The organism is Allobosea massiliensis (assembly GCF_042655245.1).
Taxonomy (GTDB): Bacteria; Pseudomonadota; Alphaproteobacteria; order Rhizobiales; family Beijerinckiaceae; genus Allobosea; species Allobosea massiliensis.
Map to the genome: position 1 here is coordinate 85,747 of NZ_JBHSLU010000022.1, position 25,343 is coordinate 111,089.

At 69.3% G+C, this 25,343-nt stretch carries 24 protein-coding genes and 1 other RNA gene; 16 read left to right on the top strand and 9 right to left on the bottom strand.

Annotated elements, in window-relative coordinates; all coding sequences use genetic code 11:
- Positions 1-513, bottom strand: a complete 513-nt coding sequence (gene ruvC / locus ACFPN9_RS11110; RefSeq protein WP_066726259.1) for a crossover junction endodeoxyribonuclease RuvC — start codon at positions 511-513, stop codon at positions 1-3.
- 188 nt (positions 514-701) lie between these two features.
- Between ruvC and ACFPN9_RS11115 the strand changes: the two genes are divergently transcribed.
- Complete coding sequence (locus ACFPN9_RS11115) at positions 702-1,481, top strand: sulfite exporter TauE/SafE family protein (protein WP_066726258.1); 780 nt, start codon at positions 702-704, stop codon at positions 1,479-1,481.
- Between the two features lie 151 nt (positions 1,482-1,632).
- Here the strand turns inward: ACFPN9_RS11115 and ACFPN9_RS11120 are convergent, their stop codons facing one another.
- Positions 1,633-2,376 (bottom strand): YebC/PmpR family DNA-binding transcriptional regulator, encoded by a 744-nt coding sequence (locus ACFPN9_RS11120; RefSeq protein WP_066726257.1) that lies wholly within the window; start codon positions 2,374-2,376, stop codon positions 1,633-1,635.
- Between the two features lie 249 nt (positions 2,377-2,625).
- Between ACFPN9_RS11120 and ACFPN9_RS11125 the strand changes: the two genes are divergently transcribed.
- Positions 2,626-3,987: a globin-coupled sensor protein gene (locus ACFPN9_RS11125; protein WP_066726256.1), complete on the top strand. Its 1,362-nt coding sequence runs from the start codon at positions 2,626-2,628 to the stop codon at positions 3,985-3,987.
- Between the two features lie 19 nt (positions 3,988-4,006).
- Here the strand turns inward: ACFPN9_RS11125 and ACFPN9_RS11130 are convergent, their stop codons facing one another.
- The 5 genes from ACFPN9_RS11130 to ACFPN9_RS11150 form a co-directional block, all read right to left on the bottom strand.
- Complete coding sequence (locus ACFPN9_RS11130) at positions 4,007-4,831, bottom strand: TIGR00282 family metallophosphoesterase (protein ID WP_066726255.1); 825 nt, start codon at positions 4,829-4,831, stop codon at positions 4,007-4,009.
- 289 nt (positions 4,832-5,120) lie between these two features.
- Positions 5,121-5,705 carry a 5-formyltetrahydrofolate cyclo-ligase gene (locus ACFPN9_RS11135; RefSeq protein WP_066726254.1) on the bottom strand — a complete coding sequence of 195 codons (585 nt, stop codon included), beginning with the start codon at positions 5,703-5,705 and terminating at the stop codon, positions 5,121-5,123.
- Positions 5,706-5,712: 7 nt separating this feature from the next.
- A non-coding RNA gene (ssrS, locus tag ACFPN9_RS11140) (6S RNA) lies at positions 5,713-5,870 on the bottom strand.
- Positions 5,871-5,950: 80 nt separating this feature from the next.
- Complete coding sequence (locus ACFPN9_RS11145; protein ID WP_066726253.1) at positions 5,951-6,319, bottom strand: cell division protein ZapA; 369 nt, start codon at positions 6,317-6,319, stop codon at positions 5,951-5,953.
- 12 nt (positions 6,320-6,331) lie between these two features.
- Positions 6,332-6,715, bottom strand: a complete 384-nt coding sequence (locus ACFPN9_RS11150) for a DUF4164 domain-containing protein (protein ID WP_348626276.1) — start codon at positions 6,713-6,715, stop codon at positions 6,332-6,334.
- Between the two features lie 334 nt (positions 6,716-7,049).
- Between ACFPN9_RS11150 and tkt the strand changes: the two genes are divergently transcribed.
- From tkt to fba, 5 genes are all read left to right on the top strand, one after another.
- On the top strand, positions 7,050-9,047 hold the full coding sequence (gene tkt / locus ACFPN9_RS11155; RefSeq protein WP_066726251.1) for a transketolase: 1,998 nt from the start codon (positions 7,050-7,052) through the stop codon (positions 9,045-9,047).
- Between the two features lie 181 nt (positions 9,048-9,228).
- Entirely contained in the window at positions 9,229-10,239 is a 1,011-nt protein-coding gene (gene gap / locus ACFPN9_RS11160) for a type I glyceraldehyde-3-phosphate dehydrogenase (RefSeq protein WP_066726246.1), read from the top strand.
- A gap of 71 nt (positions 10,240-10,310) precedes the next feature.
- Positions 10,311-10,772 carry a hypothetical protein gene (locus ACFPN9_RS11165; RefSeq protein ID WP_156446687.1) on the top strand — a complete coding sequence of 154 codons (462 nt, stop codon included), beginning with the start codon at positions 10,311-10,313 and terminating at the stop codon, positions 10,770-10,772.
- Positions 10,769-11,962, top strand: coding sequence for a phosphoglycerate kinase (locus ACFPN9_RS11170; RefSeq protein WP_066726240.1), 1,194 nt, complete (start codon positions 10,769-10,771; stop codon positions 11,960-11,962). The genes ACFPN9_RS11165 and ACFPN9_RS11170 overlap by 4 nt, the downstream gene beginning before the upstream one ends.
- Before the next feature lie 531 nt (positions 11,963-12,493).
- Positions 12,494-13,570, top strand: a complete 1,077-nt coding sequence (gene fba / locus ACFPN9_RS11175) for a class II fructose-bisphosphate aldolase (protein ID WP_066726237.1) — start codon at positions 12,494-12,496, stop codon at positions 13,568-13,570.
- 201 nt (positions 13,571-13,771) lie between these two features.
- Here the strand turns inward: fba and ACFPN9_RS11180 are convergent, their stop codons facing one another.
- Positions 13,772-15,775 carry a PhoX family protein gene (locus ACFPN9_RS11180; protein ID WP_066726234.1) on the bottom strand — a complete coding sequence of 668 codons (2,004 nt, stop codon included), beginning with the start codon at positions 15,773-15,775 and terminating at the stop codon, positions 13,772-13,774.
- A 166-nt stretch (positions 15,776-15,941) separates the two neighbouring features.
- On the opposite strand from ACFPN9_RS11180, the gene ACFPN9_RS11185 reads away from it, so the two are divergent.
- From ACFPN9_RS11185 to ACFPN9_RS11225, 9 genes are all read left to right on the top strand, one after another.
- A complete protein-coding gene (locus ACFPN9_RS11185) occupies positions 15,942-17,096 on the top strand; it encodes a benzoate/H(+) symporter BenE family transporter (RefSeq protein WP_066726231.1) in 1,155 nt (384 codons plus the stop codon).
- Positions 17,093-17,746: a thiamine phosphate synthase gene (locus tag ACFPN9_RS11190; protein WP_082732886.1), complete on the top strand. Its 654-nt coding sequence runs from the start codon at positions 17,093-17,095 to the stop codon at positions 17,744-17,746. The genes ACFPN9_RS11185 and ACFPN9_RS11190 overlap by 4 nt, the downstream gene beginning before the upstream one ends.
- Entirely contained in the window at positions 17,743-18,666 is a 924-nt protein-coding gene (locus ACFPN9_RS11195) for a tetratricopeptide repeat protein (RefSeq protein ID WP_066726228.1), read from the top strand. Before ACFPN9_RS11190 ends, ACFPN9_RS11195 begins: the two co-directional genes overlap by 4 nt.
- Positions 18,667-18,808: 142 nt before the next feature.
- Entirely contained in the window at positions 18,809-19,594 is a 786-nt protein-coding gene (locus ACFPN9_RS11200) for an inositol monophosphatase family protein (protein ID WP_066726225.1), read from the top strand.
- Positions 19,595-19,748: 154 nt separating this feature from the next.
- Entirely contained in the window at positions 19,749-20,729 is a 981-nt protein-coding gene (locus ACFPN9_RS11205) for a flagellar motor protein MotA (protein WP_066726381.1), read from the top strand.
- A gap of 5 nt (positions 20,730-20,734) precedes the next feature.
- On the top strand, positions 20,735-21,751 hold the full coding sequence (locus ACFPN9_RS11210) for a peptidoglycan -binding protein (protein ID WP_066726223.1): 1,017 nt from the start codon (positions 20,735-20,737) through the stop codon (positions 21,749-21,751).
- Positions 21,752-21,756: 5 nt separating this feature from the next.
- Entirely contained in the window at positions 21,757-22,074 is a 318-nt protein-coding gene (locus ACFPN9_RS11215; RefSeq protein ID WP_245282376.1) for a c-type cytochrome, read from the top strand.
- A gap of 22 nt (positions 22,075-22,096) precedes the next feature.
- Positions 22,097-22,945: an urea carboxylase-associated family protein gene (locus tag ACFPN9_RS11220; RefSeq protein ID WP_066726222.1), complete on the top strand. Its 849-nt coding sequence runs from the start codon at positions 22,097-22,099 to the stop codon at positions 22,943-22,945.
- Between the two features lie 88 nt (positions 22,946-23,033).
- Entirely contained in the window at positions 23,034-23,450 is a 417-nt protein-coding gene (locus ACFPN9_RS11225; protein ID WP_197426727.1) for a DUF1036 domain-containing protein, read from the top strand.
- A 26-nt stretch (positions 23,451-23,476) separates the two neighbouring features.
- On the opposite strand, the gene ACFPN9_RS11230 is transcribed toward ACFPN9_RS11225, so the two are convergent.
- Positions 23,477-25,255, bottom strand: a complete 1,779-nt coding sequence (locus tag ACFPN9_RS11230; RefSeq protein ID WP_082737569.1) for an ABC transporter transmembrane domain-containing protein — start codon at positions 25,253-25,255, stop codon at positions 23,477-23,479.
- Positions 25,256-25,343 lie beyond the last annotated feature (88 nt).

The window sequence follows — 25,343 nt, forward strand, 5'->3', positions numbered from 1 at the left end:
TCACCCCGCCCGCATCTGCGCGACCAGCGCGCGCATGCCGCGGTGCTGGGCGTGGCAGATCGCCACCGCCAGCGCATCGGCCGCATCGGCGGAGGAGGTCTCCGCCTTGGGCAGCAGCACGCGGATCATCATCTGGACCTGTTTCTTGTCGGCATGGCCGACGCCGACCACCGTCTTCTTGACGAGGTTGGCGGCATATTCCGCCACATCGAGCCCCGCCAGTGCCGGCACCACCAGCGCGACGCCGCGCGCCTGGCCGAGCTTCAGCGCCGATTGCGGATCGCGGTTGACGAAGGTCTCCTCGACCGCGACCTCGTCCGGCGCATGGGCGCGCACGACGCGGCTGAGCCCGTCATGGAGCTGGCGCAGCCGCTCCGCCAGCGACAGCCCGCTCTCGCTCTCGACACAGCCGCAGGCGACGAAACCGATCTTGCTCCCCTCCGAGACGATGACGCCCCAGCCCGTCTTCCGGAGGCCGGGATCGATGCCGAGAATGCGAATCGGTGGGTTCATGTCGGGCGCAGCCTAAACCTTGGACACGCTTTGTTCCATGCGGCACCCTAAGGATTCCTTCCCGTCCCCGCCGTCGATGAACGGCGTGCATCGGTCGTATCACGCGGACGGGGGTTGTCGCGGCCGCCGCCAGGCTGTTGGTGCGAGGCATCACTCCTCGCAAAACCCTGCGCTTCCCCTCGGACGGCATGACCGATCTCCTGGCCTTCCTGTTTCCCGCCGTCTCGCCGAGCGGGCTCGCCGTCCTACTGCTGGCGACGCTGCTCGGCGGGCTCGTGCGCGGCTTCACCGGATTCGGCTTCGCCATGGTGTTCATGCCGCTGGCCTCGATGGTGATCGGCCCGGTCGCGGCGCTCGGGTTGATCTGGTGCATCGACGCGCCCTTCGCCCTGCCGATCGCGCTGCGCAACGCCAAGCACGCCGAATGGCGCGAGGTGGCGCCGCTCTTGCTGACCGCGACGCTGGCGCTGCCGGCCGGCATCTGGCTCCTGATCTGGCTCGACCGCGAGACGATGCGCTGGATCCTCGCCGGGCTGATCTTCGCCGCGGTCGCGCTGATGGCCTCGGGCTGGCGCTATCACGGCCGGCCGGGAATCCCGCTCTCCCTTGGGGTCGGCGTGCTGTCGGGGCTGTTCAACGGCATGGCCTCGATCGGCGGCATGCCGCTCGCCGTGTTCTGGCTCGGTGCCCAGCGCAACGACCGCCACAAGACCCGCGCCAATTTGCAGACGTTCTTCGGCTGCTCGACGCTGATCTCCGGCACCATCCTGTGGTGGAAGGGCATACTGACACTGTCGGCGCTGCTGATGGCGCTGCCGCTCTTCGCCGCCTATGGCGCCGGCATGTGGGCCGGCACCCATGGCTTCCGCCTCGCCAATGAGGCCACCTTCCGCCGCATCGCCTATGCGGTGATCTTCCTGAGCGCGCTGGTCAGCCTGCCGCTGTGGGACGGATTCGTGGGGCGGTAGCGCCGCCGCATCTATCCCTCAGCCCTCATCCTGAGGAGCGCCGCAGGCGCGTCTCGAAGGATGGTCCAGGAGGCTCCGGCATCATCTGGAGCATCCTTCGAGACGCCGTTTCACGGCTCCTCAGGATGAGGGCTGAGAGAGACAGGCTTACTCAGCCCAGCTTCGCCATCACCTCGTCGGAGATCTCGTAATTGGCGAAGACGTTCTGGACGTCGTCGTCATTGTCGAGCGCTTCCATCAGCTTCATCATCGAGGCGGCCTTCTCCTCGTCGAGCGGGGCCGTGGTCGTCGGCCGCCAGACCGGCTTGGCCGAGGCCGGCGCGCCCAGCGCCGCTTCCAGCGCCTTCGAGACCTCGTTCAGCGCGTCGAAGGCGCACAGGATCGTGTGGCCGTTCTCGTCGGAGATGACGTCGTCGGCGCCGGCCTCGATCGCCGCCTCCATGATCTTGTCGGCGTCGCCGGCCTCAGGCGGATAGCTGATCTCGCCGACGCGGTTGAACATGAAGGACACCGAGTTGCTTTCGCCCAGCGCCCCGCCCGCCTTGGTGAAGTAGGAGCGGACGGCGGACGCGGTGCGGTTGCGGTTGTCGGTCAGCGCCTCGACGATGACGGCCGCTCCGCCCGGGCCGTAGCCCTCGTAACGGACCTCGTCGTAATTGTCGCCCTCGCCACCGGCGGCCTTGTTGATGGCGCGCTGGATGTTGTCCTTGGGCATGTTTTCGGCCCGCGCGGCGAGCACCGCCATGCGCAGGCGAGGATTCATGGCCGGGTCGGGCATGCCCATCTTGGCGGCAACGGTGATCTCGCGCCCGAGCTTCGAGAACAGCTTGGCCCGCACGGCATCCTGCTTGCCCTTGCGATGCATGATGTTCTTGAACTGGGAATGACCGGCCATGGAACCCGAACCTCTGCTGCCTTCTGGTGTTTCCGGCCCCGCGGCGGGGCTTGGCGCGTCCCGGCGGGCATTGCGCGCCTTATAGGCGCCGCCTTCGCCGCCACGCAAGCGAGAGCCGCCGCTGCGCGAAACGCGGGATAGGGTCGGATTCATGCGACCACGGCAACCCGACGTTAAGTCAGCCCGGCCATACTGCAGGCACACAGACGACTGCGGCGCCGAGCGCCGGCCGACCCCCTGCGGACACTGATGACCACCCAACACAGCAAGCTCGTCGCCGGGCAGGAGATGCGCCTTCGCGCCTTCCAGATCGGCGAAGCCGATCTGACGGCCCTGCGTCCCTATGCAGAGCAGGCCAGACGGTGCCTGCCACCGCTGCTGGACGAGATCCAGACCCAGTTTTCGCCCTGGCCGGAGACCGCGCGCGCCTTCGCCATCGCCGAACTGCGGGAGCTGAGGCTTGCCCACTGGATCAGGCTGACCTCGGGCGATCTCGGCGACGCCTTCCTCGATTCCGCCCACCGCCTCGCCTCGGCCCTGCAGCGCCATGACGTGCCGGCCCATGGCATCGCCATCGGCCACGCGCTCGTCACCAACCAGATCGGGATCGAGCTGGGCTTGGACCGGGCCTCTCTGCAGAAGCTTCGCTGGTGGCAGGGGCGCGAACGCAACCGGCGCATCGCCGCCCGCTCGGCGCTGAACAAGGCCGCCGCGCTCGACCTCGAGCTGCTGCTGGAAACCTATGGCCGTCTCCAGCATGAGGCGCGCGAGGAGACGCGATCCGAGATCGAGGGCTTCCAGGCGAGCATGCGCCGGGTCGTCGCGGCGGTAACCTCCGGTGCCAGCCGCGTCGAGGCTCTGGCCGCAACGATGAACGCCGTGGTGCAGGACACCGGCGCACAGGCGGTGATCGCCGCCCGTGCCTCGGACGACGCCTCCGATAACGTCCAGAGCGTCGCCAGCGCCACCAGCGAACTCACCGTCTCGCTCGATCATGTTGCCCAGGAGGTGACGCGCGCCGCCAGCATGGCCCACAGCGCCAATGCCGCCGCCGTAAAAACGGACGTCATCGTCAAGAGCCTCGCGACCTCGGCCCAGACCATCGGCTCGATCGTCGAGATGATCCGCACCATCGCGGCGCAGACCAATCTGCTGGCCCTAAACGCGACGATCGAGGCCGCCCGTGCCGGCGAAGCGGGTCGCGGCTTCGCAGTGGTCGCCACCGAGGTGAAGCAGCTCTCGGCCCGCACCGCCCAGGCCACCGACGAGATCGCCGCGCAGGTGCCCGCCATGCAGGCGGCGACCCATGAGGCGGTGCAGGCGATCGAGAGCATCGTCGCCTTCGTCCGCCAGATGCACGACACCACCGCGACGGTCGCCAGCGCTCTCGACCAGCAGCGCTGCGCCACGCAGGAAATCGCCCGCAGCGTCGATCTCGCGGCGGTCGGCACGCAGGAGGTCGCCCAGACCGTCTGCGGCGTCAGCGAGCTCGCCGCTACGGCCGGAGGCAGCGTCGGCGAGGTGCTCGGCCTCGCCGCCACGCTCTCGCGGGAAGCGGCCTCGCTGGCCAGCGCCTTCGAGGGGCTGATGGCGCGCAGCAACGCCGCCTGAAGACGGCGTCCGGCTCCGCTCAGGCCTCGTCCCAGGGCGGGGCGGCCGGCGCCAGATGCGGCCCCAACCGGACCGGCCAGACGGCCTTTGCCAGGCCCGTCCGGTCATCGATCTCGACGGCGACGCCGGACAGGCTGCCCTCTCCGGTCGCGGCTTCGAGCCGGGCCCCCGGCGTCTTCTGCAGGAAGCGCCGGATCGGCTCCTCCTTCTGCATGCCGAGGACGGAATCATAGTCGCCGCACATGCCGGCGTCAGACTGATAGGCCGTCCCTAAGGCCAGGATGCGCAGATCGGCGGTCGGAACATGAGTGTGCGTGCCGACGACGAGACTGGCGCGCCCGTCGAGGAAGTGCCCTGCCGCCTGCTTCTCGCTGGTCGCCTCGGCATGGAAATCGACGATCACGGCATCCGCCACCTCGCCCAGCGGGCAGGCGGAGAGCTCCCGCTCGAGCGCCTGGAAGGGGTCATCCAGCGCGTCCATGTAGACGCGGCCCATGACGTTGACGACGAGCACACGCGCGCCGTTCCTCGCCTCGATCACCGCCGCGCCGCGCCCGGGCGTGCCCTTGGGATAATTGGCCGGTCGCACCAGCCGGTCCTGCCGCTCGATGAAGACGAGCGCCTCGCGCTGGTCCCATGAGTGATTGCCGAGGGTCACCGCATCGGCGCCCGCCGCCAGTAATTCGTCGCAGATCGCCTCGGTGATGCCGAAGCCGCCGGCCGCGTTCTCGCCATTGATGACGACGCAGTCGAGCTGCCACTGCTGACGCAGCCGCGGCAGGCGCTCCTGCACCGCGACCCGCCCGGGGCGGCCGACGACATCACCGAGGAAGAGAAAACGCATGGGGCAGGTCCGGAGGCGCAAGAGGCTCCTCCGTGGCGCGAAAGCGGCCGGGAATCAACCGCTGCCCGCACCTGACGAGGATTGGTGCCTGACCTCGCCCACGACAAATTTAGAACAGGCGCGGGTCGTCCCGGGCGACCGGAGGGAGACCCGGGACCCATTCCGGAACCTATCCGGCATGGGCTCAGGAATGGATCCCGGATCGTCGCCGGTACTCGGCTTGTCCGGGATGACATCGCCGGGGCCTAAGAGCTGAAGCGACAGAACCAGAACCTGAGCCCAGACGCGCTCACCCGCAGCGGATCGTCTCGCGCTCGGTCACGATCCAGTCGAGGCGCCGGTCATGCGGCTCGTCCGGCACGGTGTCGATCTCCTGCGCGCCATAGGCGATGCCGATGCTCGTGACAGGGCCGATTTCGGCGAGCTTGGCGTCGTAATGCCCCTTGCCGTAGCCGATCCGGTAGCCGCGCCGGTCGAAGGCCGCGAGCGGCACGATCAGGATGGCGGGGACGACTTCGGGCTGGGCCGGGTCCGGCACCAGCGTGCCGAAGCCGCCGGGCACGATCGGCTTATAGGGCGCCCAGCGCCGGAAGATCATCCGCTTCGCAACGATGGCGGGCAGACAGAGCGGCAGGCCGCGCTCATGCAGCGCCTCGAGGACCGGCCTCGGATCGGCCTCCGATCGCATCGGCCAATAGGCCGAGACGGGACCTTCGGCCGCGTCGAACGCTGGCAGGGCGAGCACGCCTTCAGTGATCGCCTCGTCCCAGATCAGGCGGTCGTCGATCTCGAGCGCATCGCGCCGGGCGAGCGCCTGCTCGCGGAGGGCCGCCTTGCGGACAGCGGGGTCGGGCGGGGAAGGCATGTCGGTCATGGGAGAGTGCTGAGCCACCTCGGCCGTGGAGATTTCGATCCCGGGACACCTACTAAAGTAGGTGGGCGCCGTGTGTCCGGGTCCAGGGACCTGGTCAGGGACAGCTCCCTAGGGAGTCGTATGGGCCCGGGAATACAGTTTCTCGCACGCACCAGGCAGCCCAGCTTTGCCAATGTAGGGGGGACGCCGGCAAAGCGCCAGTGCCATGCGGGGTTCGCAGCGAAACCATGCACCGCTGGCGCCGGTCACCCTTGCGGGCTCGGCAGCAGGCTACGCGCGACCGCCTCGATCCGCTCGGCCGCGCCGACGAGCGCCTCCGCCGCCCGCTCCTCGACCTCGCCGATGCGTTCGTCGGCAGCACCGGCATCGCCCTGCAGCGCGGCCAGTTCCGCCTCCAGCCGCGCCACGCGCCGCTGCAGTTCCGAGGCCTCGTCGGCGACCATCAGCGCCGCCATGACGTGCAGACGCATGTCGCCGATCTCGCCGAAGGCCTGGCGCATCTCCTGGATCTTGCCGTCGAGGGACCGGGCGAGCGCCTCGAGGTGAGGCTCCTCCCCGTCCCCGCAGGCCATTCGGTAGGCCTTGCCGGCGATGGTGACGTTGACTTGCGGCATAACGCTCTCCGCTCAATCGTCCCGGCCGCCGGCGCCGGCCGGAGCCGGCTCCCGATAGGCTGGACCGGGTTGCGCATCCTCGTCGTCGTCGCCGGGTTCGTCGGTCTGCGCCTCGGCATCGACCCTGGCCCGCTCGATCACGGCACCGATGACATTCATCGCGCGCTGCAGCCGCTGGTCGACATCAGCGGCCGCGGTCTCGACATCGCCGAGACGCGCCGTTGCGCCATCGAGTTCAGCAGCTAGGCGCGCCCGGTCGTCCTGCATCAGCGCCAGTTCGGTTTCGAGATTGGCACGGCCGCGTTCGGCCTCGATGCGGCGGCGGGCCGCCGCCTCCAGCTGTGCCAGGGCGCCGTCCAGCCGCGCCAGGGCCTTGTCCACCATCAGGCTCGCCACCGAGGCTCTCCCTTCTGATCGAAGCCGGCTCACACGATTCGGACCCTAGACCAACTCGCACGAAAACGTGAATCGGCCGGGGCGGGATGCCTCTCCTTCGCAAGGGCTTGGGCGCAATTGTTGTCGCCGCATCGCAGCGAAACCACGTCGCAGCGCAACAAAATCCGGGACCGCGAAACCCCTCTCGCGAATTGACTCGCACCGAGCCCGCGGCCTAAGCCGGGCCACCATTCGTGACCGGAGCGCGGTCGGAAATCGGGCCGTCCCGGGTCCGCCGCCCGCGCATGAGGTGGGGCCATGGCCCCGCCCTCGCCAGACGGAGCCAGGAAGCACCATGACCACGATCGACCGTGCCCAGCACGACAAGCTCGCCAACGCCATTCGCGGGCTCGCCATGGACGGCGTCGAGAAGGCCAAGTCCGGCCATCCCGGCCTGCCGATGGGCGCCGCCGACGTCGCCACCGTGCTGTTCACGCGCGTGATGAAGTATGACGCGGCCGATCCGCGCTGGCCCGACCGCGACCGCTTCGTGCTCTCCGCCGGCCACGGGTCGATGCTGCTCTATGCCCTGCTCTATCTCACCGGCGTGCCGGGGATGGAACTCGACGACCTGAAGAAGTTCCGCCAGCTCGAGTCGAAGACACCCGGTCACCCCGAGAACTTCATGACCCTCGGCGTCGAGACCACCACCGGCCCGCTCGGCCAGGGTCTCGCCACCGCCGTCGGCATGGCGATGGCCGAGCGCATGCTCGCCGCCGAATTCGGCAAGAAGGTCGTCGACCACCACACCTATGTTCTGGCCTCCGACGGCGACCTGATGGAGGGCATCAGCCAGGAGGCGATCGCGCTGGCCGGCCACCAGAAGCTGAACAAGCTGATCGTGCTGTGGGACGACAACGGCATCTCGATCGACGGCCCGCTCTCGATCACCGACAATGTCGACCAGGTCGCGCGCTTCAAGGCCTGCGGCTGGCGCGCCGAGCGCGTCGATGGGCATGACCCCGACGCCATCGAGGCCGCGATCCAGCGCGCCCGCAAGTCCGGCAAGCCGACGATGATCGCCTGCAAGACGATCATCGGCTTCGGCGCGCCGAAGAAGCAGGGCACGTCCAAGGCGCATGGCGAGGCGCTCGGCGCCGAGGAACTGGAGGCCGCCAAGAAGAACCTCGGCATCACCGGCGGCGCCTTCGAGGTCGCGGCCGATGTGCTGAAGGCCTGGCGCGAGGCCGGCAAGGCCGGCGCCAACGAGCATGCCAACTGGCGCAGCCGTTTCGGCCTGCTCTCCGAGCGCAAGCGCGCCGAGTTCGAGCGCCGCCTCGCCCATGGCGTGCCGGCCAAGCTCGGCAAGGCGATCCTCGCCCACAAGAAGGCGCTGATTGCCGCGCCGCAGGCGGTCGCCACCCGCAAGGCCTCGGAGCTGGCGCTCGAGGCCATCACCCCGGTCATGCCGGAGCTGGTGATGGGCTCGGCCGACCTGACCCCCTCCAACAACACCCGCACCAAGGCGGCCGAGGACTTCACGCCCCGGACGCCCAAGGGCCGCTATGTCCGCTACGGCATCCGCGAGCACGGCATGGCCGCGGCGATGAACGGCATCACCCTGCATGGCGGCTTCCGCACCGGCGGCGGCACATTCCTGGTCTTCGCCGACTATGCCCGCCCCTCGATGCGGCTCGCCGCGCTGATGGGCCTGCCGGTCGTCTACGTCATGACGCATGACTCGATCGGCCTCGGCGAGGACGGGCCGACTCATCAGCCGGTCGAGCAGATCGCCTCGCTGCGGGCCATGCCGAACATGCATGTCTTCCGCCCGGCCGACACGATCGAGACGGCCGAAGCCTGGCAGTTCGCGCTCGAGAACACCAAGGGCCCGACCGTTCTGGCCCTCTCCCGCCAGAACCTGCCGCAGCTGCGCACCGACGCCACCGCCACCAACCGCTCGGCCAAGGGCGGCTACGAGCTGCTGGCCGCCGAAGGCGGCAAGGCGCAGGTCTCGCTCTTCGCCTCGGGCTCCGAGGTCGAGATCGCGGTCGCGGCCCGCAAGCTCCTGGCCGAGAAGGGCGTGCGCGCCCGTGTCGTCTCGGTCCCCTCGCTCGAGCTGCTGCTGGCGCAGGACGAGGCCACCCAGGCCGCGATCATCGGCTCCGCCCCGATCAAGATCGCCGTCGAAGCCGGCGTCCGCTTCGGCTGGGATGCCGTCATCGGCCATGACGGCACCTTCGTCGGCATGTCCTCCTTCGGCGCCAGCGGGCCCTACAAGGAGGTCTACAAGCATTTCGGCATCACGCCGGAGGCGGTCGCCGAGGCGGCGATGAAGCGCCACAACGGCTGAGGCATCGTCGCAGCGGGCGTGCCGGGGCACACAGGCAGGGCGCGGCCCGCTGTCGCGCGATCGCATCACTGTCCGCGCGCGCCGTCATCACGGTTTTTCACTTGCGTTCGGCCACGCTTTGGCCGAATTGCCCGCGTGAATGGCGCGCCAGCGCCTTGGTTCGGCGAATGAGAGGTTTGAGATGACGATCAAGGTGGCGATCAACGGCTTCGGCCGCATCGGGCGCAACGTCCTGCGCGCGATCATCGAGTCGAAGCGCAAGGACATCGAGGTCGTCGCGATCAACGACCTCGGCCCCGTCGAGACCAACGCCCATCTCTTCCGCTTCGACAGCGTCCATGGCCGCTTCCCCGGCCAGGTGATCGTCTCCGGCGACACGATCGATGTCGGCCGCGGCCCGATCAAGGTCACCGCCGTGCGCGATCCCAAGGAGCTGCCGCACAAGGCGCTGGGCGTCGACATCGCGCTGGAATGCACCGGCATCTTCACCACCAAGGAGAAGGCCGCGGCCCATCTCGCCGCCGGCGCCAAGCGCGTCCTCGTCTCGGCCCCCTGCGACGGCGCCGATCTGACGGTGGTCTACGGCGTCAATCACACGGCGCTGTCGGCCGAGCATCTCGTCGTCTCGAACGCCTCCTGCACGACCAACTGCCTCGCGCCGGTCGTGCGCGTGCTGCAGGACACAGTCGGCATCGACAAGGGCTTCATGACCACGATCCATGCCTATACCGGCGACCAGCCGACGCTGGACACCATGCACAAGGATCTCTACCGCGGCCGCGCCGCCGCCATGTCGATGATCCCGACCTCGACCGGCGCCGCCAAGGCAATCGGCCTCGTCATTCCCGAGCTCAAGGGCCGTCTCGACGGCACCTCGATCCGCGTGCCGACGCCCAACGTCTCGGTCGTCGACTTCAAGTTCATCTCCAAGCGCAAGACCACCGTCGAGAAGATCAACGAGGCCATCCTCAAGGCGAGCCGCCGCGGCCCGCTCAAGGGCATCCTCGGCGTGACAGACCAGCCGAACGTCTCGATCGACTTCAACCACGACCCGCACTCATCGACCTTCGCCCTCGACCAGACCAAGGTCATGGACGACAAGTTCGTGCGCGTGCTGTCCTGGTACGACAACGAGTGGGGCTTCTCGAACCGCATGAGCGACACCGCCGTCGCCATGGGCAAGCTCCTCTGACGTGACATGACCGACGGGGCCGCGCGGAAACGATGCGGCCCCGCTTCCTTCTCGAAACGAACGGAACGACCATGGCCAAGATCGAGCCGACCGTCGCCTCGCCCGCCGACACCGCGATGCCGACGACCGTCACGCCCGCCCCGAGCTATGGCGCGCCCGTGAACATCGGTTCCTCCATGACGGCCGGCGACGCCGCTCCCGTCACAGAACCGCGCCAGCTCGACCAGCTCTCCCGCATCGAGGAGAAGGCCGCGCGCATCGAGGAGAAGTTCGCCCGCTACGAGGCCGTGCTGACCCGCGCCGAGGCCTCGCTCGAGCGCAGCGCCCACAAGGTCGATGCCGCCGCCGGCACGATGGACTTCGCCGCCATCCGCGGCGAGATAGCCGCCCTGCGCTCGCGCATCGACGCCACGCCGCGCGCCGGCACGCTCTTCACCACCGCGATCGTCACCGCCCTGCTGACGGTGGCGCTGACCGTTCTGGTGCTGCGCTTCGGCGTGCCTGGCCTGTTCGGGAGCCTGCTCGTTCGATGACCGCCTTCAAGACCCTCGACGACGCCGATCTCGCCGGCAGACGCGCCCTCGTCCGCGTCGATCTCAACGTCCCGATGGAGGACGGCAAGGTCACCGACACCACCCGCATCGACCGCATCCTGCCGACCATCCGCGAGATCGCCGCTAAGGGCGCCAAGGTCGTGCTGCTCGCCCATTTCGGCCGCCCCAAGGGCCCCGACGCCAAGAACAGCCTGAAGCAGGTCGTGCCCGCCCTGGCCCATGCGCTCGGCCAGCCCGTAACCTTCGTGCAGGACTGCATCGGCGACGACGTCGCCAAGGCTCTCGCGGCCGCGAAGAACGGCGATGTGCTGCTGCTGGAGAACACCCGCTTCCACGCCGGCGACGAAAAGAACGACCCCGATTTCGTCAGGGCACTCGCCGCCAACGGCGATCTCTATGTCAACGATGCCTTCTCGGCCGCGCACCGTGCCCACGCTTCGACCGAAGGCCTCGCCCATGTCCTGCCGGCCTATGCCGGCCGCACCATGCAGGCCGAGCTGGAGGCGCTCTCCGCCGGCCTCGACAACCCCGCCCGCCCGGTCATGGCGATCGTCGGCGGGGCCAAGGTCTCGACCAAACTCGACCTGCTCGGCAATCTCGTGAAGAAGGTCGATGTCCTCGCCATCGGCGGCGGCATGGCCAACACCTTCCTCGCCGCGCGCGGCATCGATGTCGGCAAGTCGCTCTGCGAGCATGACCTCGTCGCCACCGCCCGCGAGATCGAGGACAAGGCGAAAGCCGCCGGCTGCGAGATCCTGCTGCCGGTCGATGCGCTGGTCGCGCGCGAGTTCAAGGCCAATCCCGGCCATCGCGTCGTGAAGATCGGCGAGGTCGCGGCCGAGGAGATGATCCTCGACGCCGGCCCGATGAGCGTCGCCGAGGTCGTGCTGAAGCTCGACACGGTGAAGACGCTCGTCTGGAACGGACCGTTCGGCGCCTTCGAGCTGCCGCCCTTCGACACGGCGACCGTCACCGTCGCGAAGGCGGCCGCCGCGCGCGTCAAGGCCGGCCAGCTCGTCGCGGTCGCCGGCGGCGGCGACACCGTCTCCGCCATGAACCATGCCGGCGTGGCCGACGACCTGACCTATGTCTCCACCGCCGGCGGTGCCTTCCTGGAATGGATGGAAGGCAAGCCGCTGCCAGGGGTGGAAGCGCTGCGGAAGGGCTGAGAAAGCCATCTCCTCAGCCCTCATCCTGAGGAGCGCTCCGCAGGAGCGCGTCTCGAAGGATGCTCCAGTTGGCGCTGAACTTCGCGTGCCTCGGCACGGTCCCTTAGGAAACCGGCTTGCGGCCAATGGGGCCGGTGCTACGCTCTGTCCATGGGCGACGCGAATGAAATCGGCGAAGACCGCCTGAGAAGCGCGATCCGGACGGAGGTCGCCTCAATCAGGCGAAGGGCGCGTTCGCGTGCAGTCACTGGCTCGCCGGACGAGGCGAGAGCGCGGACCTTGTTGCGAAGGCAAGCTTGGTCGCTGTCGTTGCGGGAACGCAGAGCAGAACTAACCGCGATGGAGGCCGAGATTGATCGGATGCTCCGGCTGGACGATCGCTTCTCCGCATGGCTGCGCAAGCGGCGGGACTGAGCCTAAGGTGCTAGCCCGCGGACGCTGAATCCGGCCTCCGATCGCCGCTTTGGCTTTGCCATCCGGCAAGCGGCGCACTACATCCTCCCCTATCCATGCCTCAAGGGGAGTGCCAACGTGGCCCGTATCACGCTTCGCCAACTGCTCGACCATGCCGCCGAGAACGACTACGGCGTGCCCGCCTTCAACATCAACAACATGGAGCAGGCGCTGGCGATCATGGCGGCCGCGGACGCCACCGACGCCCCGGTCATCATCCAGGCCTCGCGCGGCGCGCGCTCTTACGCCAACGACATCATGCTCAAGCACATGATGGATGCGGTCACCGAGATCTACCCGCACATCCCCGTCTGCGTGCATCTCGACCACGGCAACGAGCCGGCGACCTGCATGACCGCGATCCAGGCCGGCTTCACCTCGGTGATGATGGACGGCTCGCTCAAGGCCGACGGCAAGACTCCGGGCGACTGGGACTACAATGTCGGCGTGACCCGCACCGTGACGGAGATGGCCCATCTCGGCGGCATCTCCGTCGAGGGCGAGCTCGGCGTGCTCGGCTCGCTGGAATCCGGCGAGGGCGAGAAGGAGGACGGCCACGGCTTCGAGGGCAAGCTCTCCCACGACCAGCTCCTGACCAATCCGGACGAGGCGGTGAAATTCGTCGCCGAGACCAAGGTCGATGCGCTCGCCATCGCCATGGGCACCTCGCATGGCGCCTACAAATTCACCCGCAAGCCCGATGGCGCGATCCTGGCGATGCATGTCATCGAGGAGATCCACAAGAAGCTGCCGAGCATGCACCTCGTCATGCACGGCTCCTCCTCTGTGCCGCAGGACCTCCAGGACATCATCAACCAGTATGGCGGCAAGATGCCCCAGACCTGGGGTGTGCCGGTCGAGGAGATCCAGCGCGGCATCAAGCACGGCGTCCGCAAGATCAACATCGACACCGACAACCGCATGGCGATGACCGGCCAGATCCGGAAGATCCTCTCCGAGCATCCCGGCGAGTTCGACCCGCGCAAATATCTGAAGCCCGCCATGGAGGCGATGACGAAGCTCTGCAAGCAGCGCCTGCAGGAGTTCAACACCGCCGGCCAGGCCAGCAAGATCAAGCGCGTGCTCACCACCGCCGAGATGGCCAAGCGCTACGCCAAGGGCGAGCTCGACCCGACCTTCGGCAAGGCGGGCTGAGGCCAAGCCACAGCCGTCATTGCGAGCGCAGCGAAGCGATCCAGACCGGCGCGCATCCCTCGGATTGCTTAGTCGCTGACGCTCCTCGTGATGACGGTCCAGGCGCTCCCGCGAAAACGCCCCTACAAAAACGCCCGGCAATTTGCCGGGCGTTTCTGTGTGAAGGCATGGTCGGCTCAAGCCCGACCATGACGCTTGCGATCAAACGCCGATCTTGCCGCCGCCCTTCTTGGTGATCGCCACCACCGAGGGCCGCACCGGCATGTCCGGCTTGAAGTCCGGCCAACGGGTCGAGAGATCCTCGTAATAGGAGCGGCGGCCGAAGGCGGGCCAGTCCGGGCCGTCGTCCCCGGGGTGCTGCACGGCCACGAAGGCCGTAGTGTCGTCCGGCGTGAAGCAGGGGCCGCAGAGTTCGGCGCCATGCGGCACGCGGTAGAACAGCTTCGAGGTCCGGCGCGCGCCGCCCTCCGTGTCGACCGCCCAGAGCCCGTCGGTGCGTCCGGTTACATCGGGACCGTTGCCGTCGGTCGCGACCCAGAGCCGCCCGGCCGAGTCCACCACCGCATTGTCGGGCATGCCGAACCAGCCGCTCTTGGTCGTGTCGGTCGAGAAGGTCGCCCCGACCGCCGCGACCGAAGGATCGCCGCATTTCAGCAGGATCTCCCAGCGCCCCTTCGTGGCGGTGTGGTCGCCGCCCTCCTCGATGATCTCGATGATGTGGCCGAAGGCGTTCTTCGCCCGCGGATTGGCCGCATCGACCTGCTCGTCCTTGCGGCTCGAATTGTTGGTCAGCATCACATAGACCTTGCCGGTCACCGGATTGGGTGTGATGTCCTCGGGCCGATCCATCTTGGTGGCGCCGAGCAGGTCGCCGGCGCGGCGGGTCTCGATCAGCACATCGGCCTGGCTCTGGAAGCCGTTGGCCGCCGTCAGCGGGCCCTGCCCGAAGACCAGCGGCAGCCATTCCACCGTGCCGTCCGCCGCGAACTTCGCGACATGGAGCGTGCCGGTATCGAGCAGGTCCAGATTGGCCGCGCGGTTATTGGCGTCAAAGCGGCCCGCCGTGACGAATTTGTAGACATAGTCGAAGCGCTCGTCGTCGCCGAGATAGGCCACGACGCGGCCGTCCTTCGCCACGATCATGTCGGCGCCTTCATGCTTGAAGCGGCCGAGCGCCGAGCGCTTCTTCGGCACGGAGGTCGGATCGAACGGATCGACCTCGATCACCCAGCCGAAGCGGTTGGCCTCGTTGGGCTCCTTCGCCAGGTCGAAGCGCTCCTCGAACCGGCCCCAGGCATAGGGCGAGGACGGGATGGCAAGGCGCTTGTAGTTCGCCTCTTCGCGATGGCCCTCCGGCAGCTTGCCGGAGAAATAGCCGTGGAAGTTCTCCTCGCCCGACACGAAGGTGCCCCACGGCGTCATCGCGCCCGAGCAGTTGTTGAGCGTGCCCAGCACCTTGCGGCCGCTGGCATCGGCCCCTGTCCTGACGCGGTCGGTTCCCGCGACGGGGCCCGAGAGCTGCATCTCGGTGGCGACCGTGATGCGGCGGTTGTACTTGGAATCCTTCACCAGCGCCCATTTGCCGTCGGTGCGGCGGATTTCCGCGACGGTCGCGCCATGCGCCATCGCCTCGATCTTGAAGCGCTCGGGCGTCGCGTTCTTGAGGACCGGCTTGCCGTCCTTCATCTCGACCACGCCCGGGAACATCAGATGCGGGTTGGTGTATTCGTGATTGACGAAGAGCACGCCATGGGCGGACGGGTCCGCCGCGCCGGGCATCGGCAGATAGCCGACGAAGTCGTTGTTGTAGCCAAATTGCTGGGCCTGAGCCTCCGGCGTCTGCTTCGCCGGGTCGAAGGGGGGGGCTCCGGGGGTGATCGGGTCGCCCCAGCGCAGCAGGACCTGCGCGTCATAGCCCTCGGCGACGTGATGATCGGCATCGACGCCGGCCTCGACCTCCTTGAAGGCGAAGGCGGATTTCGCAGCCTGCGCCTGCGCCCGCTCGGCCGTCTCCAGCGCCAGCGTGCCGACGGTCGCCGAGATCGCCGAGACGGCGAGCGCGCCCTTCAGCAGGCCGCGGCGCGAGAAGCGCTGGGAGATCAACTCGCCCATCGTGGCGTTGTCGGTCGGATTCTGCGGCGCGGCGTCTTCATGCTCCAGAAGGCTGGCGCCGAAGGTCGATTCGTAGGGGCTGTCCTGGCTCATGGGTCCTGATCCCGGTGACATGCGCAGATTGGCATTGGAACAGATCGAGGCCTATCCGGCGAGGGTGACGCTGCGGTGACGACGGCGTCGGGCGGCCCTGCGCGGCCGGCCCTTCCGGCGCACCGCATATTCTGGTTCAAGGAGCCCCCGCCGCCGCAGAACCCGCATGTCCCTCCTGTTCTCAGCCCTCGTCGCCGTCTTTGTCGGCTTCGCCGCCTCGGTCGCCGTCGTGCTGGCGGCGGCGCAGGCGCTCGGCGCGACGCCGGCGCAGACCGTCTCCTGGATTGCGGGCCTGGCCCTGGCCAAGGGAGCGGCGAGCCTCTGGCTCTCCTGGCGCCACCGCCTGCCGATCATCTGCGCCTGGTCGACGCCGGGCGCCGCCCTCATCGCGGCCAGCAGCGGGCTCGACATGGCAGCCGCCATCGGCGCCTTCCTGCTCGCCGCGGCGCTGATGATGCTGACCGCCGCCTTCCGCCCGCTCGGCGCGCTGATCGAGAAGATCCCGATGCCGATCGCCGCCGCCATGCTGGCCGGCGTGATCTTCCGCTTCGTCGTGGCGGTCTTCGACGAGGCGCGGGTCTCGCCCGGCCTCGTCCTGCCGCTGCTGGCGGTCTTCCTGCTGGCGCGGCTGGTCAATCCCTTCCTGTGCGTCATCGCCGCGCTCGGCGTCGGCATCGCGGTCAGCTTCGCCACGGGGCTCGCCGCCTGGCCCACCGGCAGGCTCGCCCTCACCGGCCTCGAATTCGTCACACCGCGCTTCGATACCGCCGCCATGCTCGGCATCGGCATCCCGCTCTATCTCGTCACCATGGCGGCGCAGAACCTGCCCGGCTTCGCCGTGCTGCGCGCCGCCGGCTACCAGCCCCCCGTGCCGGCCTGCCTTTTCGTCACCGGCCTCACCTCCTTCCTCACCGCGCCCTTCGGCGCGCATATGGTCAACATGGCCGCGATCAGCGCCTCGATCTGCACCGGCCCCGACACCCATCCCGATCCGACGCAGCGCTGGAAGGCGGGCATCCTCTACGGCCTGCTCTGGCTCGCCATCGCCGCGACGGCCGGGCTGCTGCTCGCCCTCATCCTCGCCATGCCCAAGGCGCTGATCGTGGCGGTCGCCGGCCTCGGCCTCGTCGGCTCGCTGACGGGCGCCCTCACCCAGGCCACCGCCTCGGACGCGCATCGCTTCGCCGCCATCATCGCCTTCGCGGTGGCGGCCTCGAGCCTGACGCTGTTCGGCGTCGGCTCGGCCTTCTGGAGCCTCGTTGCCGGCCTCGGAGTCTTGACATTGGACGCCATCGCGGGCCGTTTGCGCGCAAGATCATGACCACGACCTCTCCCCCCACCCGCCTGATGCTCGTCACCCCGCCCGTGGCGGATGCCGAGGCGATGGCCTTCCGCCTGATGCAGGCCCAGGCCGGCGGCGATCTCGCCGCGGTGCTGCTGCAACTCGCCCCCGGCGACGAGCGCAGCCGGATCGAGCGCGTCAAGCGCCTCGCCGGCCCGGTCCAGGGCGCCAATGTCGCGCTCGTCGTCGCCGATTCCGCGCTCGTCGCGACGAGGGGCGGCGCCGACGGCGTCCATCTCGCCGGTGGGCCCGAGGCGATCGCCGAGGCGCGCTCGAGCCTCAAGGGCGAGCGCATCATCGGCGCCGGCGGGCTGCGCGCCCGCCACGACGCCATGGATGTCGGCGAGGCCGGCGTCGACTACGTCATGTTCGGCGAGCCGCGCCCGGACGGCTCCATGCCGCCACTGCCGGCCGTGATCGAGCGCGCCGGCTGGTGGGCCGAGATCTTCGAGACGCCCTGCGTCGCCTATGCGCCCGATCCGGACTCCGTCGCAGCCCTTGCCGAGACCGGCGCCGAATTCGTCGCGCTCGGCGCATGGGCCTTCGAGGAGGGCCGCGACCTGCGGGCCCTCGTCGCCGAGGCGAATGCGGCCATCGCCGCCTGCGCCGCGCGGAAGGCGGCGCGATGACAGGCCTGCGCCGGGCCCTCGCCGGGCTGTGGCTGGCCGGCCTCTCCTTCGCATCGCCGGCCGCCGCGGCCGAGCGTGACCTCGCCTATGGCGCCTATCAGACCGGCCACTACCGGCGCGCGCTCTCCGAGGCGCTCAAGCGCATCGAGGTGGACAGCAAGGACGCCGCGGCGATGACGCTGGTCGGCGAGATCTACCGCCAGGGCCTGGGCGTGCGACCGGACCAGAAGGTCGCCTCCGAATGGTATGAGCGCGCCGCCGAGCGCGGGGACGTCAACGCCGTCTACGCGCTCGCCATCGCCCTGCTCGATGACGCGAGTGGCCGGCGCGATCCCGCCCGGGCCGGCGCGCTGCTGAAACGTGCCGCCGCGGCGGGCCACCCCGCCGCCAACTACAACCTCGCCCTCGCTTTGCTGGCGACAGGCCAGCCGACCGATGAGGCCGAGGCCATCCGCAGCCTCGAGATCGCCGCGAGAGGCGGCATCCCCGACGCGCTCCATGCGCTGGCGACGCTGGCGCGGCAGGGCCGCGGCATGCCGAAAAGCGACGAGCAGGCGGCCCGCTGGATGGCACAGGCCGCCAACGCCGGTCATCTCCCGGCCGAGATCGAATATGCCATCATGCTGTTCAACGGCACCGGCGTCGCCTCCGACGAGGCCGCGGCGGCGCAACTCTTTCTGAGGGCGGCGGGCAAGGGCAATCCGATCGCGCAGAACCGCATCGCGCGGCTCTACCAGAGCGGACGCGGCATTCCCCCCGACTCGATCGAGGCGGCCGCCTGGCACCTCGCAGCACGCGCGAAGGGGCTGGACGACCCGGCCCTGGAGCAGCTCTTCGACCGGCTGAACCCGGAACAGCAGGCCCGCGCCGCCCGCCTCGCCGCCAGCCGGATCGAGGGCGCGGCCTTGACGGCGCCGTAACGGGCGAGCAAGGGACCGGGCGAGTTTCCCGAAGCCCTGCCGCGAGCGCCCGACGCGCCCCGAAGCCGGGCCCGCTGTCTGAACCGGATCCTGTCAAGCCGGGGTCCCACTGCTGCGCCGAACGGCGCGAACGAGGTTACCGATGATCCGCTCTCCCCTGATGACCGTGATGACCGACGCCGTGATGAAGGCGTCGCGTTCGCTGAAGCGCGACTTCGGCGAGGTCGAGAACCTGCAGGTCCTCGCCAAGGGTCCGGGCGACTTCGTCTCCAAGGCCGACCACAAGGCCGAGGAGATCCTGCGCGCCTCGCTCGAGAAGGCCCGGCCCGGCTATGGCTTCGTCATGGAGGAGAGCGGCGTCGTCCAGGGGACGGACGAGAGCAATCGCTGGCACATCGACCCGCTCGACGGCACCCATAACTTCCTGCGCGGCGTGCCGCACTGGAACATCTCGGTGGCGCTGGAGCGCGACAACCAGTTCGTCGCCGGCGTGATCTACGACGCCGCCAAGGACGAGCTCTTCATCGCCGAGAAGGGCAAGGGCGCCTATGTCAACAACCGGCGCATGCGCGTCTCGGGCCGTCGCGAGCCGAGCGAGATGCTCGTCGGCATGGGCGTTCCGCATATCGGCAAGGGCGGCCATCCGCTCTTCCTGCGCGAACTCGGCGCGGTGATGACCCGCTTCTCCAATGTCCGCCGGATGGGCTGCGCCGCCCTCGACATCGCCTATGTCGCCGCCGGCCGCTTCGACGCCTATTGGGAGCGCGAGCTCAACACCTGGGACTTCGCGGCCGGGGCCGTGATGATCCGCGAGGCGGGCGGCACCTTCGGCACGCTCGACGGCAAGCAGCCGACCATGGCCCGCGACATCATCTGCGGCAACGAGATCGGCGAGCAGGCCCTGCGCGCCGCGCTCAAGACGGTCTGAGCCGCGCAACCTCGCGGCCACAGCCGCGGCTTTGGTCATATCCCCTTGATCTTTCGCGCTTGATCATCGCGGCACGGGAAGCGACAGTCCCCCCGTGACGATGGCGAACGGATGATTAAGCATGGCGACTGAGGATCTGGCGGCCGAACGCGACATGGCCGCGCCCCCGCGGGAGGAGACGCGGTTCTCGCGCCCGCTGCGCTATGTCGTCCGCGCCCTCGTCTTCCTCGCGCTGATCGGCTTCCTCGGCTTCATCCTCCAGGGCGGCCTGATCACCGCCTTCATGACCAATCCGGGCCTGAACGGCCTGATCCTCGGCTCGCTCCTCGTCGGCGTCCTGATCGCGCTCCGCGAACTCTGGCGCCTCCATGCCGAGGCGCGCGCCGCCACCCGCCTCGCCGCGGCTCCCGCCGCCGCGGAGATCCGCCGCGGCGAGGTCATCGCGCCGCTCGGCCCGGTGCTGCCGGCGCTCGAGGCCCGCAGCCTCGCCCCCGCCCAGGCGGCGACCGTGCTCGAATCGATCGCGGTGCGGCTCGACGATGGCCGCGAGGTGCTGCGCTATCTGGCAGGCCTGCTCGTCTTCCTCGGCCTGCTCGGCACCTTCTGGGGCCTGCTCGACACGGTCTCCTCCGTCGGCAACGTCATCAAGAGCCTGCGCACCGGCGCGGAAGCCGGCGTGCTGTTCGACGAACTCAAGGCCGGCCTCGCCGCGCCCCTCGCCGGCATGGGCCTGTCCTTCTCCTCCTCGCTCTTCGGCATCGCCGGCTCGCTGATCCTCGGCTTCCTCGAATTGCAGGTCGCGCAGGCCCAGCGCCGCTTCCGTAACGAGATGGAAAGCTGGCTCGGCACGCGCACGGCGGCCGCGGGCGCTGCGCCGGGTCTGCGCTCGCTGACGGGCGACCCGCTGGCCGACAGGCTGGACCGGCTCGGCGCCGCCATGGCCGAGAGCGGCGCCAACAACCGCGCCGCGACCCAGGCGCTCGCCAGCCTCGCCGAGGGCATCCAGGGCCTCGTCCAGCACATGCGCTCCGAGCAGCAGCTCATCCGTGACTGGGTGGAAGCGCAGGCGGCCCGCGAGAAGGACATGAAGCGCCTGCTCGAGCGCCTCACCGCCGACAATGTGATGGAGCCCTGACGGCGATGGCCCTCTCCCGCTCCCACCGCCGCGACGAGGTCAATTTCTGGCCGGGCTTCGTCGACGCACTCTCGACGATGCTGATCGGCATCGTCTTCCTGCTCTCCGTCTTCGTGCTCGGGCAGTTCTTCCTGTCGCAGGAGCTGACCGGCAAGGACACGGCGCTGGAGCGGCTGAACCGGCAGATCTCGGAGCTGACCGACCTGCTCGCCCTCGAGCGCTCCTCGAACCGCCAGGCCCAGGAGAACCTGCAGCTCCTGCAATCCTCGCTGACGCGCGAGCAGGCCGAGCGCGGCCGTATCCAGGATCTGCTGGCCGCCCAGCCCGGCAACCAGGCCGCCCAGCTCGGCGAGGCGCAAAAGGCGCTCGAAGCCGAAAAGCAGCTCTCGGCCCGCGCCCAGGCCACCGTCGATCTCGTCAACCAGCAGATCCTCGCCATGCGCCGCCAGCTCGCGGCGCTGGAGGAGGCGCTCAGCGCCTCCGAGGCCAAGGACAAGGAAGCGCAGGCCCGCATCGCCGAGCTCGGCTCGCGGCTCAACGTGGCGCTGGCCCAGCGCGTCCAGGAGCTGGCGCGGTACCGCTCGGACTTCTTCGGCCGCCTGCGCCAGGTGCTCGGCACGCGGCCCGACATCCGCGTCGTCGGCGACCGCTTCGTCTTCCAGTCCGAGGTCTTCTTCGATGCCGGCCAGGCCGTGCTGAAGCCGGAGGGGCGTGGCGAGCTCGACAAGCTCGGCGCCATCATCGCCGATCTCGGCCGCGAGATGCCGCCCGACCTGCCCTGGATCCTGCGTGTCGACGGCCACACCGACAACCGGCCGATCCGCTCGCCGCAATTCCCCTCGAACTGGCACCTCTCGGCGGCCCGCGCCATCGCGGTCGTTGAATATCTCGTGACGAAGGGCATCCCGGCCGACCGCATCGCCGCCACCGGCTTCGGCGAGTTCCAGCCGCTCGACGTCGCCAACACCGACGATGCCTGGCGGCGCAACCGCCGCATCGAGTTCAAGATCACCGAGCGGTGAGACGCGTGAGGCAGGATCGGGCACTGGCCTGGGGGGCCGCCATCGTGCTCGCGGCCACGGTCGCAGCCGCCGGCGCGGCCCTCGCCGAACCGCGCGGCTCGGTGATCGAGGAATGCGCCGCCTGCCATGGGCTCGACGGCATCGCCCGCGACACCGAGGTGCCGCATCTCGCCGGCCAGAACGAGCGCTATCTCTTCAATCAGATGATGGCGTTCCGGAGCGGCAAGCGCACCCACAAGGAGATGCGCTACATGGCCCGCCATATGAGCGGTCAGGAGATCGCGGCGCTCGCCGCCTATTACGCCGCGCTGCCGCCCCGCTGACCACCGCCGACCGGAGCCCGCCATGCTGCCCGCCGAGCCTGCCGACGCCGCCGCCCGCCGCTCCCGACCGCTGACCATCTGCTACCCTGTCGAGAGCCTGCCGAAGCCCGACATGGCGATGCTCGGCCGCGCCCGACAGGATCTCACGAAGATCGAGGAGGTCGTGGTCGCACCCCGCGACGCCGAGGCCTTCCGCGTGCAGGCCGGCCAGTTCTTCCGCATCGTCGGCGTCGACGGACCTCAGGTCGGCGATCTCAACCTCTGGAACGCGCACGACCTCTCCGAGCGGTTCTTCAGCGGCAAGACCCGCCAGCTTCATGCCACCCATGTCTCGACCGGCGACCGGCTCTGGAGCAGCCTGCCGGCCCTGCGGCCGCTCGCGACGATCACCCACGACACCCTCGCCTGGTACGGGATCGACGCCGATGGCGGGGCCGTGCATGACGTGATCGGGACGCGCTGCGACCCCTACACCAACCGCCTCCTCTCGGGCGGCGACTATCACCAGTGCTGCCATTCCAACCTGACGCGCGCGCTGGCGAAGGCCAAGGGCCTGCCCGTGACGGAGGCCGAGCGGCATGTCCACGACGTGCTCAACGTCTTCATGTGCACCGGCTTCACCCGCGGCACGCATCAATACTTCATGAAGGCGAGCCCGGTGCGGCCGGGCGACTACATCGAGTTCTTCGCGGAGATCGACCTGCTCGGCGCGCTCTCAGCCTGCCCGGGCGGCGATTGCAGCGCGACCCATTCGAGCGACGCCGCCGCCTGCTATCCCCTCAGGGTCGAGATCTACCGCACGGAGCCCGAACTGCTCGCCGGCTGGGCCTCCCCGCCCGCGAGCGCCTATCCGCGCACGCATGGCCTTTGACGCGACCACCGCGGCGCGAGTTGACAAGGCTGCCCTTGCGGCAGTCAGATCAGGTGACGCGATGGTTCCGCTGGGGGGCGAGATGAGAATGGCAGGATTGGCGGCGGTTGCCGCCATGGCGATGATCGGCACGCCGGTCGCCGCCCAACAGCAGCAGACCGAGATCGTCTTCTGCAACAAGACCGGCTCGAAGATCTTCACGGCTCTGGCCAATGTCCCCCAGACGACGAAAAAGTGGACGCTGACGGCCTGGCAGACGATTCCCGCCGGAAGCTGCAAGAGCGTCGCCCGGCTGAACACGGCGCTGTTTTACTACTATGCCGAGAAGGAGGGCCGGACCTATCACTGGCCGGGCCAGTCGGGCGTCGACAAGACCTTCTGCGTCCCTTCCCGCGCGATCACGCGCGAGATCGTCGGCGGCACCTGCCCGGCCGGGGAGCGCAGCGTCGGCTTCAAGGGCACCGTGCCCAACCCCGGCAAGTACACGATCAACCTGACCTCGTGAACTGAGGCGGCCGCCGGGTCCGGCGCTCAGGCCGCTTCCAGCCCGAATTGCAGCGAGGCCAGCCGCGCATAGAGCCCGCCGCGGGCCTTCAGCTCGACATGGGTGCCCTCCTCGACGACGCGGCCGTCCTCCATCACCAGGATGCGGTCGGCGGAGAGGATGGTGGCGAGGCGGTGCGCGACGACGAGCGTGGTACGCCCGCGCATCAGCCGGTCGAGCGCATCCTGAACCGCCCGCTCGCTCTCGGAATCGAGCGCGCTCGTTGCCTCGTCCAGCAGCAGGATCGGCGCGTCCTTCAGCACCGCGCGCGCGATCGCGAGACGCTGGCGCTGGCCGCCCGACAGTGTCACGCCGCGTTCGCCGACGATGGTGTCGTAGCCCTGCGGCAGATCGCGGATGAAACCGTCCGCCGCCGCCAGCCGGGCGGCGTCCTCGATCTCGGCCTGCGTCGCCTCGGGGCGCCCATAGGCGATGTTGTCGCGCACCGAGACGCCGAAGACGGTCGGCTCCTGCGGCACCAGCGCAAAGCGCTGCCGCCAGGCTTCCGGGTCGACCTGCGGCCCGGCCATGCCGTCGACGAGGACGCGCCCCGCGCTCGGATCGTAGAACCGCAGCGCCAGCTGCAGCACCGTGCTCTTGCCGGCGCCAGAGGGGCCGACCAGCGCGACGCGCTCGCCCGCCCGCACCGAGAAGGTGAGATCCGACAGCGCCTCGACGCTGCGGCCGGGATAGCTGAAGGAGACGCCCTCGAAAGCGAGTTCGCCACGCGCCGGCTGCGGCATCGGTGCCGGGTTCGGCGGCGCCGCGATGGCCGGCTTCAGGGCGAGGATCTCGCCGAGCCGCCCGGCCGCGCCGGCCGCGGCGGACACATCGCCATAGACTTCCGAGAGCTGGCCGAGCGAGCTCGCCGCCAGCACGGCATAGAGCAGGAACTGCGACAGCCGCCCGCCGGTCATGCGCCCCTCAAAGACCTCCGTCGCCCCCGTCCAGAGCACCCAGACGACGCTGGCGCTGACCAGGAAGATCGCGACGCCCGAGAGCAACGCGCGCGAGGCGGTGGCGGCACGCGAGGCGGCATAGGCCTCGTCCGAAGCCTGGCCGAAGCGCGCTGCGGTCTGCCGCGCCGCGCCGAAGGACTGCATGGTGCGGATCGCACCGACCGCCTCCGAGGCGAAGGCGGAGGCGTCGGCGAGCCGGTCCTGCGCCGCCCGGGCGCGCCGGCGCACCGAGCGCCCGGAGAACACCAGCGGCAGCACGATCAGCGGGATCGCGCCGATGACGATGGCCGAGAGCTGCGGGCTGGTCGCGATCATCAGCGAGAGCGCGCCGATGGTCATGATCGCGTTGCGCAGCGCAATCGAGGCCGTCGAGCCGAAGGTCGACTTGATCTGCGTCGTGTCGGCGGTGAGCCGCGAGACGAGGTCGCCCGCCCGGCTGGAATCGAAGAAGGCGGGCTCGAGCCGCGTCAGATGCGCGAAGACGTCGGCCCGCAGATCGGCGACGATGCGCTCGCCCACCGTCATCACGAGGTAGAAGCGCGCCGAACTCGCCAGCGCCAGCACCGCGACCACGCCGATGAGCAGCACGAAATAGCTGTTGGCGAGTTGCTGCTCGCCGCCGGAGAAGCCGACATCGATCACCCGCCGCACCGCGACCGGCAGCGCCAGCGTCGCCGCCGAGGCGATGACGAGCGCCAGCAGGGCGAGCGCGATGCGCCCGCGATATCTCAGGGCATAGGGCCAGAAGGACGCCAGGGAACGGAAATCCGGCCGTGCTTTGGTATCGTCTTTTTCGGCTGCGGGCACGCGTCTTCGTCCTGTTCTGCTTGCGCTGTCGGCCCGGCTGAGATATGTGCACGCGACTTCACGACAGGCTCATACGAATTTTTCGACG